The sequence below is a fragment of the Bradyrhizobium sp. CCGB01 genome (assembly GCF_024199795.1).
In the GTDB taxonomy this organism is placed as follows: domain Bacteria; phylum Pseudomonadota; class Alphaproteobacteria; order Rhizobiales; family Xanthobacteraceae; genus Bradyrhizobium.
The window spans coordinates 3,811,761-3,824,258 of record NZ_JANADK010000001.1 but is presented as its reverse complement, the minus strand read 5'-3'; the positions used below and the strand labels follow the sequence as shown (position 1 = coordinate 3,824,258).

Below are 12,498 nucleotides of genomic sequence, written 5' to 3'. Positions count from 1 at the left end.
CTTCCTGTTCTCGCCATACCTGCCGACATTCACTGCGACTTGAGAAGATCGCAGGCGCTCTCCGACGCCGGCCGCCACGCATCCTCGGGCGCGATCGTGCCGGTGATCTCGTAATAGTCGTAGGTGTATTTGGATTCCGCCGGTGTCTTGATCCGCGCGACATAGAGCGGACGCATCACCTGGCCGTCGGCCCTGATCGCGACATTCTTCATCTCGAAATCGTTGATCGGCGTGTTCTTCATCTGCCGCATCACGGCATCGCCATCGTCCGAGCCGGCGGCGGCCACCGCCTTCAGATAATGCGTGATGGCGCTGTAGGTGGCCGACTTGCCTTCATTGAGCAGTTGCCCGTTCGTCGCCTCGGCGTAGCGCTTGGCAAAGGCCCGGCTCTCCGGCGTCATGTCCCAGTAGAACGGCGTCGTCAGCCGCACGTTCTGGAGGTCCTTCAGGCCAATGCCGTGGGTCTGGCTGATCATGAGGCCGAGCGGAACGAGGAGTTGCGTCTTGGTCAACCCGAACTCCTGGGCCTGCTTGATCGCGTTGGCGAAATCCGCACCCGAATTGGCGAGCGCAATCGCCTTGGCGCCGCTGGCCTGTGCGGTCAGCAGGAACGAGGAGAGATCCGACGAATTGAGCGGATGCAGCACCGAGCCCAGCACCTTGCCGCCGCCGGCTTCGATGAACTTGGTCGCATCCGACTGCCAGGCCTTGCCGAACGCGTAGTCGACCGTCAGGAAGAACCAGCTGTCGATCCCCTGCGCGAGCAGCGCCTTCACCGTGGCCTTCGGCTGGGCATAGGTGTCGACCACCCATTGCGTGGTCATCGGCGAGCACTTGTCGTTGGTGAAGAACGAGCCCGCCGTGCCCGCCAGCATGTAGGGCTTCTTGCGGTTCTTCATGATCTCCTGTACCGCCAGCGCGATCGAGGAGGCCGAGCAGCCGACGATGGCATCGACACCTTCATTGTCGACCCAGCGCAGCGCGATGGCGACGCCGACGTCGGGCTTGTTCTGGTCGTCGGCAATCACGAGCTCGATTTTCTTGCCGCCGACCATTCCGCCGAAATCGGCGGCCGCGAGCTTGGCGGCGGCGACCGAACCGAGGCCGCAATTGTCGGCATAGGGACCGTTCTGGTCGTTCATGATGCCGATCTTGACGACGTCACCGGAAATTCCCTGCGCCGACAGCGGCGCATTCGTCAGCAGCAGGGCAATCATGCCGAGCGCAGTCATGGTCGATATCTTCACCGTTTCCTCCTGCCTTTTCGCGTTTCCTCTGGACCGGCTTCTGCCGGTTCTCGTCGTTTGGTTCAGTGGTGATCCCGGGTCGGCCGCTCTCCGTGCGGGATCAGCAGCGCGTCGAGCGCCACGGCCCCCTCGCCTGCGGCGCGCAACAAGAGCGGGTTGACGTCGATCTCCGCGACCGTGTCTGCATGCGCCGCCGCAAAGCGCGACAGCGCCGCAACGGCGCTGGCTGCCGCGTCGAGGTCGGCACGCGGCCGGCCGCGCGCGCCGTCGAGCACGGCAAACGCCTTAAGCGAACGCAGCATGGCCATGGCTTGCGCCTCGCTAACCGGCGCCATCTGCACGGCGGAGTCCTGGAGGATCTCGGCAAAGATGCCGCCGAGACCGACCATCACCACCGGCCCGAACACCGGATCGATGCGGTTGCCGAGGATGAGCTCGGCGACGCCCTTGGCCATCGGCGCCACGATCACGCCGTCGATCGTGGCATTGGGTGCCCTCGTGGCGACACGATCGCGCATCTGGGCATAGGCGCGCCGGACGTCCGCCTCCGAGCCAACGCCGACAACCACGCCGCCGGCCTCCGTCTTGTGCGGCAAATCGGGCGAAGCGATCTTCAGCACCACGGGATAGCCGATCTCGGTCGCGGCACGCGCCGCTGCATCCGCATCCTGCACGAGGTGCTCGACAAGGACCGGAACGCCGGCCTCGGCGAGCGCGCGCTTGGCGCCAAGCTCATGGCGAAAGGCATCTGTCGGAAGCGGCAAAGCCTGCGCGACTGCCACCGGCTTGTCCTGCGGGCGCTGCGCCGCGACCTGCAATCGCACCAGCGCGGCAACGGTCGCACAGCAGCCGTCGAAGCTGGCGATGGTCGGAAAGCCCAGCGCGTGCAGCTCGGTCAGTGCGTCCTCGGGTCCGTCAACGCACAGAACGATCGGACGGGCGGGAAATTGCGCGCGCATGTTGCGCAGCGTATCCATGTAGATCGAGCGCAAGCGCGGCAGGTGCAGCGAGAACGGCAGCGGCAGGATCACCGTGTCGGCGTTCTCGTCCGCGACGACCGCGGACATGATCTTCTCGAGCAGATCGGGCCGGCTCGACATCTGCGCGGTGGCATCGACGGGATTGCGCGCCGAAGCAAACGGCACCAGTTCCAGAATCCGGCGCTGCGTCTCCTTGCCGAGCTCCGGCAAAGTCAGCCCGACCGACTGCGCGGCGTCCGCGAGCAGCACGCCGAAGCCGCCCGATGCGGTGAGGATTGCGATGCCCGGCCCTTTCGGCAGACGATCCGGCAGCAGGATCGATGCCGCATGGCCGAGATCGATCAACTCGTCGAGGCTGTGCACACGCACGGCGCCGCAACGTTCAAACAGCGCATCGAACACAGCGTCCGATCCCGCCATCGCCCCGGTGTGCGAGGCGGCCGCAGCCTGGCCTGCCGCGGATGTGCCGATCTTCATGGCGATGACGGGCTTGCCCGCATCGCGGGCCTCCTCCAGCGCGGCGATCAGACGAGCGGCGTCGCGGCACGCCTCAAGGCAGCACAGGATCACCGTGGTGGCGGGGTCGCGCGCCATCCAGGCGATGCCATCGGCGATGTCGATGTCGCACTCGTTGCCCGTGGTGATGAAGCGGCTGACGCCGACGCCGCGCTCGCTGGCGAGACGCATGGTGTAGCTGCCGAGATTGCCGCTCTGCGACACGATGCCGAGCGCGCCGGCGACCGGCATGCCGTGCTCCAGCACGATCGAGAACGTCGCGATGCTCTTCTCGGCGACGCTGACCGCGCCGAGACAGTTTGGCCCCAGAAGGCGCATGCCGCTGTTGCGCGCGGCAAGGCGCAGCCGCTCCTGCATGGCGCGGCCCTGCTCGCCGAGCTCGGCAAAGCCGGAGGAAAACACGACGACGCTGCGGACTCCGCGGGCCGCGCACTGCTCCACGGCCTCGCCCGCGCGCTCCGCGTCGACCGCGATGATGGCGAGATCCGGCGCCTCCGGCAGATCGACGACGGAAGCATAGGCCTGAAGCCCCTGCACCGTCGCAGCCTTCGGATTGACCGGATAGATCCGACCTGCGTAGCCGTGACGGCGCAACAGGTCGACCGGCCGGCCTCCGATCTTGGTCGCCTCCTGCGAGGCGCCGATGATCGCGATCGACCGCGGCGACATCAGCGCGTCGAGACCTTCTCCCGGCCGCATCTCAGCGCCCCTTGAACACCGGCGCGCGCTTCTCCAGGAACGCCATCCGCGCTTCCTTGGCGTCCTCGGTCTTGGACAGCGCCATGGTGATGTTCTGCTCGAAGCGATAGGCATCGCGCGGCGGCATCAGCTCGACCATGTTCGCCGCGTTCTTGGCGTACTCCATCGCGATCGGACTCTTGGAGGCGATCTCGCGCGCGATCTTCATCGCTTCGGGGATCAGGTTTTCCTTGGTAGTGCAAGCCTCGATGATGCCGAGACGGTAGAGCTCGGCGGCCGGCACGCGATAACCGGTGAAGAACATCCGGCGCATCAGCGAGCGACCGAACAGCGTGTTCAGCATGGCAGCGCCGCCGGCGAGGCCGACATTGATCTCGGGCATGCCGAATACCGCGTCCTCGCAGGCGTAGAAAATGTCGCAGGAAGCCATCAGGCCGACACCCGCGCCGAGCGCGACGCCGTTGATTGCCGCAATCACCGGCTTCGAACATTCGCGGATGCAGTTGCCGGTCTCGCGCGTGATCCGGTTATGGCTGTGGAACGCGCCGATCTTGGTCGGGTCCGGCCGGTCCTTCAGATCCGCACCGCTGCAAAACACCTTTCCCGCTCCGGTCAGGATCGCGACCCTGACGTCGGAGCGCTCGGAAATCTCGTCGAACACGCTGACGATGCGGTCGCGCATGGCGCGATCGAGCGCATTTACCGGAGGACGGTTCAGCGTCACCAGCGCGATGTTGTCGGACACTTCGAGGGTGACGATATCTCCTGACATGGGCTTCCTCCTGGGCTTCTGTTGGTCTTGCTTGTGGTCGCATTGTTGCGCCTGACCGATCGGTCAGCTTTTCGTGCTGATAACACCAACCACGATGACTTGCAATATCCTGTCGATGTCCTATTGACCGACCGATCGGTCAGTCGATAGATTCAAGACAAGCAAGAACGACCTTGAGGAGGACTCCCATGCCCAGGATCAGCCGACGCCAGGCGACCACCCTGATCGCCGGCGCTCTCGCTGCGCCGCTCAGTGCGCCCGCCATCGTGAGGGCGGCGCGCTCGTCGCAGATCTTCATCATCGTGCCCTATGCGCCCGGCGGCTCGATCGACAGCCTGATGCGCTCGATTGCGAAGGCGATGGCGGAAACGCTGGACCAGCCCGTCCTGGTCGACAACAAGCCGGGCGCCAACGGCATCGTCGGATCGCAATATGTGGCGCGCGCGCCGAAGGACGGATCGGTCCTGCTGGCGGGCGGCACCGGGCCGATTTCGCTGAACGTGCTGCTGCGCAAGAACCTGCCCTACAAGCTCGAGGACTTCGCCTCCGTCGCGATGCTCTGCAACGGGCCGCTGTCGCTGACCGTGAACGCGCGAACGCCGGCCGCCGACGTGAAGAGCTTCGTCGCTTACGCCAAGGGCCGCGACAAGCCGCTGTTCTACGCCACGCTCGGTCCGGGCAGCGTGACGCACCTGTTCGGGATCATGATGGGCAAGTCGATGGGATTTGCGGTCACCGAGGTCGCCTATCGCAACAATCCGGCCTCCATCATGGAGACGCTATCGGGCGAATGCGATCTCAATTTCGCGACGCCCGCCGCCGTCATCGAGCACGCACGCGGCGGTCAGCTTCGCGTTCTCGCAGTCTCCTCGGAGAAGCGCATGGCGAGCTTTCCCGAGATTCCGACACTGGCCGAATCCGGCTATCCCAACCTCACGGCCTCGTTCTGGACCGCCCTGCACGCGCCCGCCGGCACGCCGCGCGACATGATTGCGCGGCTGAACGCAGCAGCCAACGCGGCGATGCAGAAACCCGAGATCGCAAAGCAGCTCGACACCGACGGCCTGATGGTCGATACCGGCGCACCGGATCGACTCGACGCGCAACTCGCCAAGGACGCGGCGCTCTGGGGACCGGTGATCAAGGCGCAGAACATCGTCCTGGAGTGATGCTCGACGACCGCCCGCCGGTCAGCGCGACTTGCGCCGGCCGGCCCGGGGCGGCTCTGCCCCCGGAAGCTCGACCAGTTCGCCACTTCGCAGGCCGTTGAAAATCATATCGAAGAAGACGTCGGCGATCTGCTCGGGGGTCGCGGATTTGTTGGGATTGTACCAGCGATGCATCCAGTTGAGCGAGGAGAGGATCAACCGTCCGGTCATGGGAACGTCGACCTTGCGGATCTCGCCGGCATCGATCGCTTCCTGGATCAGGCCGCGCAAAAAATTCTCGAAACGGTCGCGGCGCGTCAGCCGCTCCTTGTGCCTGGTACGATCGGGGTCGTTCCAGAAGGCCGTCGTGGAGGCGATCCAGGCCCAGCGATAGCGCCGGAAATATTCCGCGGTGGCGACCATGAACGCGCGGATCTTCTGCGACGGCGGCCCGTCGGGAATGCGGTCGCGCACGAACAGATAGAGCTCGAGCGTAGAGCCGACCGCCACACGCGCGTAGATCTCGTCCTTGTTGGAGAAATGATGATAGAGCAGCGACTTGGAGATACCGCAGGCGAGCGCGATATCGCGCATGGAGGTTCCCTCGAAACCCTTGCTCGCGAACAGCCGGCCGGCCTCGGCGAGGATCTGAAGCACGCGGTCCGAGGCCTCGGCCTGGTTCGCAACGCCATCTCTCATCGTTGACAGTTCAGTCATGAACTCCGCAATCCATCCGTCAGCCCAGCGGCAATCCGAGGGTCTTTAGAATGAAACTAGGTTTTCACCGACCGATCGGTCAAGCCCGGCGATCCCGGTGCGAACACCGATGAGTGCGGTCCGGATCAGGCGCGTGGGCGCGACCCGGGACCAGCTTGGCGAGAGCCCGGTGTGGGACGAGCGCCGGCAGCGCCTCTACTGGATCGACGCGCTGGCCGGGTTGATCCACGCGCTCGATCCCCTCACCGGCTCTGTCGAACAGTTCAGCGTGCCCGCGCCGATCGGCTCGCTGGCCTTGCGGGGCGACGGCGGTGCGGTGCTCGCCCTGCGCAACGGATTTGCAGCTTACGATTTCGACACGCGTACGCTGACGGAGGGCCCATCGATCGGGCTCGACCACCCGAAAGTGCGGCTGAACGACGGCAAGGCCGATTCCCGCGGACGTTTCCTGGCCGGCACGATGCACGGCGACCGCGCCGCAGACGAGGCGCCGCTCGGCGGGCTCTATCGGCTGGACGCAGCCGGCGCGCTGGAACTGCTGGAGACCGACCTCGCCGTCAGCAACGGACCGTGCTTCAGCCCGGACGGGCGAACATTCTATATCGCCGACAGCGCGAGACGAATCATCTGGGCCTATGACTACAGCCCGGAGGGCCCGCTCGCGAACAAGCGCGTCTTCGTCAACACGGAACCGCAAGGCTCCGGTTGCGACGGTGCGACGATCGATTCGGACGGCTACCTCTGGTCCGTTCTCGTGCGCATCGGCAAGATCGCCCGGTTCGCCCCTGACGGGACGATCGTGCGGACGATCGACATGCCGGTCCGTCATCCGACCAGCGTGAGCTTCGGCGGGCCCGGTCTCGATGTCCTTTACATCACGTCGATCTCGCGCAGTCACGCGCTCGGCGATGATCACCCCGATGCCGGCGGCCTGTTCGGCGTCGAAGGCCTCGGCGTTCGCGGACTGCCGGCGTGCAGGTTTGGCCCGGGCTGACCAGCCTCCTCGCTTAGTTCGCCGATTTCTTGATCTGCTTGGGCACGTTCTCTGCCATGTAGTCCACGAAGACCCTGATCTTCTCCGGCAGATAACTGCTCTGAAGAAAGGCCGCGTAGATCCCTTCGTCGAAGGTGGAATTCGTCACGCGGAATCCGGGCAGCAGGCGGACGAGGCGCCTGCTCTTCAATTCCTCCGCCACCGTGTAGTCATCGAGCAGCGCGATGCCGTGCCCGGCGACGGCAAGGTCGCACAGCACAACACCGTTGTTGCTGCTGAGGGACGCCGGCACCACGATCTCGCGCAGCCTGTTCCTGCGCATGAACTTCCAGACCACGTCGTCCGGTCCCATCCAATAGGTCAGGCAGTTGTGGCGGGTGATATCCTCGGGCTCGCGCAGCTTCGGCATCCGGCCGACATAGTCCGGCGACGCAACGAGGATTCGTTCGCTCCGCAGCAGCCTTCGCTGCATCAGGCCGGGATCCTTCGGCGCCTGGATCTGGAAATCGACGTCGAACTCGTCCTCGCGGAGCTGGGCGTGCCGCTCGGACAGGCGCAGCTCCACCTTCAGCTCCGGATAGAGCTTCTGAAAGCCCGGCATCAGGGGCGAGAGCACCTTGATGCCGAACAGCGTGCGGGAATGCACGCGCAGCGTTCCGCGCGGCGCGGTCTGGAGCGCCAGCGCGGCGGCTTCGGCATCCTCGATGCCGTGCAGCACCTGCTCGGTCCGCTGGAAGAAGATCTTGCCGGCGTCGGTCAAGCCGAGATGGCGCGTGCTGCGGTTCAAAAGCTGCACGCCGAGCTGCGCTTCGAGCTCGCCGACATAGCGCGACACCGACGCCGGCGAGAGCCCGACGCGGCGCCCGGCCGCCGAAAAACTGCCCTCGCGGACGGCGCTGACGAACAATTCCATGGCCTGGAGGCGATTCATCGATCTTTTCAGATTTTGCAAAGGACATGCTCAGATTACGCCAATTGTTCGAAAAAGCTCAAGGCCCTAGCTTGCTGATAACGCGTCGCAAGAGCGACCGGCGGATCGCAAGAGCGACCGCGATGCAGTGGAGGACGCAACCGATGGAATTCGGCGTATTCATTCTGGCGCAGCAGCGCGGCTATCATCAAACCTCGCAGCAGGTCATCAACAACGCCGTCGAGCAGACGGTCGCTGCCGAGCACGCCGGCTTCGATACGGCCTGGTACGCCGAGCACCATTTCAACAATTACAGCCTGTGCCCTTCGCCGCTGATGATGGTGGCGCATTGCGCCGGCCTGACCAGGCGGATCCGCCTCGGCACCGCCGTCTGCGTGCTGCCGCTGTACAATCCGGCGCGACTGCTCGGCGAGATCGGCTTCGCCGACACGGTCTCGAACGGCCGCCTCGATCTCGGCATCGGCTCGGGTTACCAGAAGTTCGAATTCGACCGTTTCGGCGTCGACCTCGACCATTCGCATGCATTGTTCGCCGAATTCTACGACGTGCTCCAGGCCGGCATGCGCGAGCGCATCTTCTCCTATTCCGGCGAGCACCTGAAAATGCCGCCGACCGCCATCGCCGTGCGCACCGTGCAGACGCCGACACCACCGATCTGGGTCACGTCGGGCCACGGCGAGACGCTTGGCCGCGCCATTCGCGACAACCACAATTTGTTCGTTACTGCGTTGCTGAACGGGCTCGACGCCATCAAGGCCCTCCGTGAACGCCTCGAGGGAATCGCAGCCAAGGAAGGCCGCTCCATCGATGACACCCGTTTCGGCTTCCTGCGCTGCGCCTATGCCAGCGACAACGACAGCGAGATCCAGTCGTATCTTGACAGTGCCCGCTTCCAGCGCCGGCTCTCCGAAAGCCTGAAGTTCCGGCGCGCGCAGAGCGACGACGGCTATCTGATCAAGGAAGAAGCCGGCCCGAACGACATGAGCCTGGAGACGATGCGAAACAACCTGCCCGTCGGCAGCGTCAACCAGGTGATCGACCGCATGCTGGAAGAGATCAGCATTCTCAAGCCGACCCACATCGCGCTTCAGACCCAGCTCGGCGATTTCGATCAACGCACGATGCTGCGGCAAATCGAGCTGTGGGGCAGCAAGATCATTCCTGCGATCCGGAAGGAGCTGAAATCCGGACGCGGCAAGGTCGCGGGCGAAGCGGTTTCGGCGTAAGCGCAACCGGCGGGGAGCGAGGTCAGGAGGTACGTCATGGGATGCCAGATGTCTCAAATGACCTGTATCCGGTCGGTCGAAGCCGAGGAGTTTCGGCTGGCCATGCGCAACCTCGCGAGCGGTGTCGCGATCGTGACGACGGGATCGGAGACCACACGGCGCGGGCTGACGGTCAGCTCCGTCACCTCGCTGTGCATGGAGCCGCCCTGTCTGCTCGTCGGTGTCAATTCAAGCTCCGAAACGCATGCCGCGATCCTCGCCAATGGCCGCTTCGGGGTCAGCCTGCTCGGCCGGGGTCAGGAGGATCTAGCCCTGCGTTTCGCCGGCGGTGCGAAGGGCATCGACCGGTTCGCGACGGCCCCATGGGAGCAAGGCGTGCTCGACGTGCCCTTGCTCGAACCGGCGATCGGCGGATTGGAGTGCGTGCTGCACCATCACCAGATGGTCGGCACGCACGGTCTCTTCATCGGCAGGATCGTGGCCACCCGCGGCGGCAACGGCGATCCCTTGGTCAATTTCCAGGGGGCGCTGCGCGCGCTGCCGCAAGCATAGTCGCCCCTTGGTGCCAATCCTGGCATCAACACCAGGCCGGCCGAAAGTGCAGGAAGGAGCGCCATTGTGATCATCGAATGCCTGGACGGCGGTGTCGTCCGACTGACCGAACCGAACGACTTCCGCAGGTTCAAGCTGGTGCTGCACGCCGGTGTCCACACGGGTACCCAGAGCTGGAACGGCATCACGCTTCTCGATGATCGTGATGGGCTCGTCTCGATCGATCTGGTCCCGACCCTGGCGGGCCGCCCCGATGATGCAAGCTGGGATCGGCAATATGCGGAGATGGTGGCCAAGGCCCGCAAGCATGGCTGGATCGATTCCGAGCGGCAGGCGATCCGCGCTCACGTTGAACGAATACCTTAGCCGTCACCGTCGGCACTCGTGCAGGTTCTCGAACTGACCAGCGATCGCCTCGGTTCGCATCCCCTGGTCCGCCTCTCTTCAAACGCCGGCATCACACCAGGGAACGTCCGCCCGCGCTTGCCGACAACGGATTTCTCTTGATCTCCCGGCTCACGCGTCGCGCACACGCCGCTATCTAATCAATTGAAAAACCTGAACGATTACAGCCCCGCCCTGTTCACGGTCGTCTCGCCCAATTGATTGCGGTTTCGTTGTGGGCGTTGCTCAGCGAGGAACCTGCGCCTTGTCGCATGTCCGTGAACCACCGGCAGCGGCGCCGAGCGATTGCGGCCCCCGCGCCAGCAGCAATCGCTCTGTAATCGCAGCAATCGCTCTGGGGTAACGAGGTGCCAGGTCCGCTAGATCGTTGCGGTGTCGATCCAGGAGCCCCCAACGTCCCGATTTCCGTCCGCAACCCTCGCGGCGATCGTCGACGCCCTGAGAGCGGTGGCCGGTGATCCGCCAAAGACCCGCGCCAGCTTTGCCAGGGGCAGTTGCGTCCGCGGCACCTATGTCCCGTCGGATCGGGCGGAGGAAATTACGAGATCCCGGAGCTTCACGAGACCATCGCGCGTGCTGGCGCGCTTCTCGGTCGGTGGCAGCAATCCCAATGTCGCGGATGGCGACAAGCTCGTGCTGCGCGGCTTGAGCTTCAGGCTCGGGGACAGCCGCCACCGCTCGGACGTTCTCGCGCAAAGTGCTCCCGTGCATTTTGCGAAGACGCTCGACCAGATGCTGGCTTTCCTCAAGGCGCGCATTCCGAGACCAGACGGCGGTCAGGACATGGAGAGGGTCAAGGCATTCTCCGCCGCCAACCCCGAAACGCTGCATCAGGCCAGTTACATCGCCGCGCACCCCCTGCCCCGGAGTTTTGCCGGCACGACCTACTGGGCCGTGCATTCATTTCCCGCCACGAATTCGACGGGCGAAACACGGTTCATCAAGTTCAAGATCGCCCCCGTCGGCGCAGAGGTCACGCCGACGGAAAGCGAAGCCGCGGCGAAGTCCGCCGGCTTCCTGCACGACGATCTCGAACATCGGGTCACCAGCGGCGACGTCCGCTTCAGCGTGATGGCGCTGCTTGATCGTCCCGGCGATCCCACCATGGACGTGACCATCCGATGGCCCGACGAGGATAATCGCGAACAAGTTCGGCTGGGAACGATCGTGATCACCGGCCTCGAGCCAGACGAAACATGCGACGCCGGTATCTTCGATCCGGCAAATCTCGCCGAAGGCATGGCCCATCCGCCCGACGAGATCTTCGCCGCGCGCAGCGCCGCCTATGCCATCTCGCTGGCGAAGCGTCGTTGACCAGAATATGCGGCCGGCATTGCCGGAATCACGTCTCGTTCTCACCGAGGCCCAACAATTCACGTCGCCATGCCGCCGGGCTCACGCCGACTGCCGCCGAGAACACCCGCGTAAAGTGGCTTTGATTGGCAAACCCGGCCGACAGTGCGATCTCGGCCAGTGACAGATCGGGCACGGTCATCAATTGCTGGGCCGCCTTGACGCGCTGCCGCAGCAGCCATTGGTGCGGCGGCAGGCCGGTGGAGGTGCGAAATGCACGCGAAAAATAACTGACCGACAGACCGAACTCGGCCGCGACCTGCTGCAGCGAAAGCGTCCCGCCGAGGTCGGAGTCGAGCCTTTCGCAGGCGCGCTTCACCTGCCATGGGGCGAGACCGCCCCTGGGCACTCTGACGCCCCACCTCAGCCCGCCATAGGTCTGCGCGATGTGCGTGGTAAATGCGAGCATCATGTGATCGATGAAGAGATGGTTGGTCTCAGCCGGCCGACGCAGCGCTGGCAGGAGCGCCCCACCGATATGACGGACGACTGCGTCGTCATGGCCGCCGCCGAGCTGGGACGGGAGCTCACCCACGCGCGGTGCGCCGGCCTGCTCAGCGATGCCGTCGAGCGCCGAGCGCGGAAGATAGAAATTAAGGAAATGTAACGGCTGGTTGATGATGAATCGCGGATTTTTCTTCATGTCGTACAGGTGTGTTGCGCCCGCACGAATATCGGTCTTGGCGGCAGGCTTGCCGCGCTCCCAGCGCTCGGCGTTGGGGTAATCGTAAAGTTTCAGGCCGACAACATAGGCATCCTGAAGATCCATCTCGCCCGAAGTATCATCCAGGACCTCAGTAACCGCGATCTCGGCATTGCGAAGCGAACGCGTGATCAACGAGGACGGTTGATGCTCCAGATGCAAGTATTGGGTCACAGCCTGACCGTAGAACCCCGTCGACTTCATGTGCACCGTCCCCTTGAGTGGAGTTGGCCGGAAGAGTGTTATCATCAACGA

General features: G+C 64.5%; 12 protein-coding genes. 6 read left to right on the top strand and 6 right to left on the bottom strand.

What is annotated here, in order from left to right; genetic code table 11:
* Window positions 1-29 precede the first annotated feature (29 nt).
* The 3 genes from NLM25_RS17310 to NLM25_RS17300 form a co-directional block, all read right to left on the bottom strand.
* The gene (locus NLM25_RS17310; protein WP_254137775.1) at window positions 30-1,247 is read right to left on the bottom strand and encodes an ABC transporter substrate-binding protein; all 1,218 of its coding nucleotides are present in this window, start codon (window positions 1,245-1,247) and stop codon (window positions 30-32) included.
* A gap of 62 nt (window positions 1,248-1,309) precedes the next feature.
* Window positions 1,310-3,442, bottom strand: a complete 2,133-nt coding sequence (locus NLM25_RS17305; RefSeq protein ID WP_254137774.1) for an acetate--CoA ligase family protein — start codon at window positions 3,440-3,442, stop codon at window positions 1,310-1,312.
* Between the two features lies 1 nt (window position 3,443).
* Complete coding sequence (locus NLM25_RS17300; RefSeq protein ID WP_254137773.1) at window positions 3,444-4,214, bottom strand: enoyl-CoA hydratase/isomerase family protein; 771 nt, start codon at window positions 4,212-4,214, stop codon at window positions 3,444-3,446.
* A 188-nt stretch (window positions 4,215-4,402) separates the two neighbouring features.
* Here NLM25_RS17300 and NLM25_RS17295 point away from each other — a divergent pair, with 188 nt between their 5' ends.
* On the top strand, window positions 4,403-5,383 hold the full coding sequence (locus NLM25_RS17295; RefSeq protein ID WP_254137772.1) for a tripartite tricarboxylate transporter substrate binding protein: 981 nt from the start codon (window positions 4,403-4,405) through the stop codon (window positions 5,381-5,383).
* Between the two features lie 21 nt (window positions 5,384-5,404).
* On the opposite strand, the gene NLM25_RS17290 is transcribed toward NLM25_RS17295, so the two are convergent.
* A complete protein-coding gene (locus NLM25_RS17290) occupies window positions 5,405-6,079 on the bottom strand; it encodes a TetR/AcrR family transcriptional regulator (protein ID WP_254118112.1) in 675 nt (224 codons plus the stop codon).
* Between the two features lie 133 nt (window positions 6,080-6,212).
* On the opposite strand from NLM25_RS17290, the gene NLM25_RS17285 reads away from it, so the two are divergent.
* Window positions 6,213-7,073: an SMP-30/gluconolactonase/LRE family protein gene (locus tag NLM25_RS17285; RefSeq protein ID WP_254137771.1), complete on the top strand. Its 861-nt coding sequence runs from the start codon at window positions 6,213-6,215 to the stop codon at window positions 7,071-7,073.
* A gap of 13 nt (window positions 7,074-7,086) precedes the next feature.
* Here the strand turns inward: NLM25_RS17285 and NLM25_RS17280 are convergent, their stop codons facing one another.
* Entirely contained in the window at window positions 7,087-8,004 is a 918-nt protein-coding gene (locus tag NLM25_RS17280) for a LysR family transcriptional regulator (RefSeq protein WP_254137770.1), read from the bottom strand.
* 143 nt (window positions 8,005-8,147) lie between these two features.
* Here NLM25_RS17280 and NLM25_RS17275 point away from each other — a divergent pair, with 143 nt between their 5' ends.
* From NLM25_RS17275 to NLM25_RS17260, 4 genes are all read left to right on the top strand, one after another.
* Complete coding sequence (locus tag NLM25_RS17275; RefSeq protein WP_254137769.1) at window positions 8,148-9,230, top strand: LLM class flavin-dependent oxidoreductase; 1,083 nt, start codon at window positions 8,148-8,150, stop codon at window positions 9,228-9,230.
* Window positions 9,231-9,278: 48 nt separating this feature from the next.
* Window positions 9,279-9,782, top strand: a complete 504-nt coding sequence (locus tag NLM25_RS17270) for a flavin reductase family protein (protein ID WP_254137768.1) — start codon at window positions 9,279-9,281, stop codon at window positions 9,780-9,782.
* 66 nt (window positions 9,783-9,848) lie between these two features.
* Window positions 9,849-10,148: a hypothetical protein gene (locus tag NLM25_RS17265; RefSeq protein WP_254137767.1), complete on the top strand. Its 300-nt coding sequence runs from the start codon at window positions 9,849-9,851 to the stop codon at window positions 10,146-10,148.
* A gap of 417 nt (window positions 10,149-10,565) precedes the next feature.
* Window positions 10,566-11,501 carry a catalase family peroxidase gene (locus NLM25_RS17260; RefSeq protein ID WP_254141203.1) on the top strand — a complete coding sequence of 312 codons (936 nt, stop codon included), beginning with the start codon at window positions 10,566-10,568 and terminating at the stop codon, window positions 11,499-11,501.
* A 28-nt stretch (window positions 11,502-11,529) separates the two neighbouring features.
* Here the strand turns inward: NLM25_RS17260 and NLM25_RS17255 are convergent, their stop codons facing one another.
* Window positions 11,530-12,447, bottom strand: a complete 918-nt coding sequence (locus NLM25_RS17255) for an AraC family transcriptional regulator (protein ID WP_254137766.1) — start codon at window positions 12,445-12,447, stop codon at window positions 11,530-11,532.
* Window positions 12,448-12,498 lie beyond the last annotated feature (51 nt).

Coding starts and splice junctions, on each gene's coding strand:
- NLM25_RS17255 (WP_254137766.1), bottom strand. CDS start 12,447: ATGAAGTCGACGGGGTTCTACGGTCAGGCTGTGACCCAATACTTGCAT.
- NLM25_RS17300 (WP_254137773.1), bottom strand. CDS start 4,214: ATGTCAGGAGATATCGTCACCCTCGAAGTGTCCGACAACATCGCGCTG.
- NLM25_RS17275 (WP_254137769.1), top strand. CDS start 8,148: ATGGAATTCGGCGTATTCATTCTGGCGCAGCAGCGCGGCTATCATCAA.
- NLM25_RS17280 (WP_254137770.1), bottom strand. CDS start 8,004: ATGAATCGCCTCCAGGCCATGGAATTGTTCGTCAGCGCCGTCCGCGAG.
- NLM25_RS17270 (WP_254137768.1), top strand. CDS start 9,279: ATGTCTCAAATGACCTGTATCCGGTCGGTCGAAGCCGAGGAGTTTCGG.
- NLM25_RS17295 (WP_254137772.1), top strand. CDS start 4,403: ATGCCCAGGATCAGCCGACGCCAGGCGACCACCCTGATCGCCGGCGCT.
- NLM25_RS17290 (WP_254118112.1), bottom strand. CDS start 6,079: ATGACTGAACTGTCAACGATGAGAGATGGCGTTGCGAACCAGGCCGAG.
- NLM25_RS17305 (WP_254137774.1), bottom strand. CDS start 3,442: ATGCGGCCGGGAGAAGGTCTCGACGCGCTGATGTCGCCGCGGTCGATC.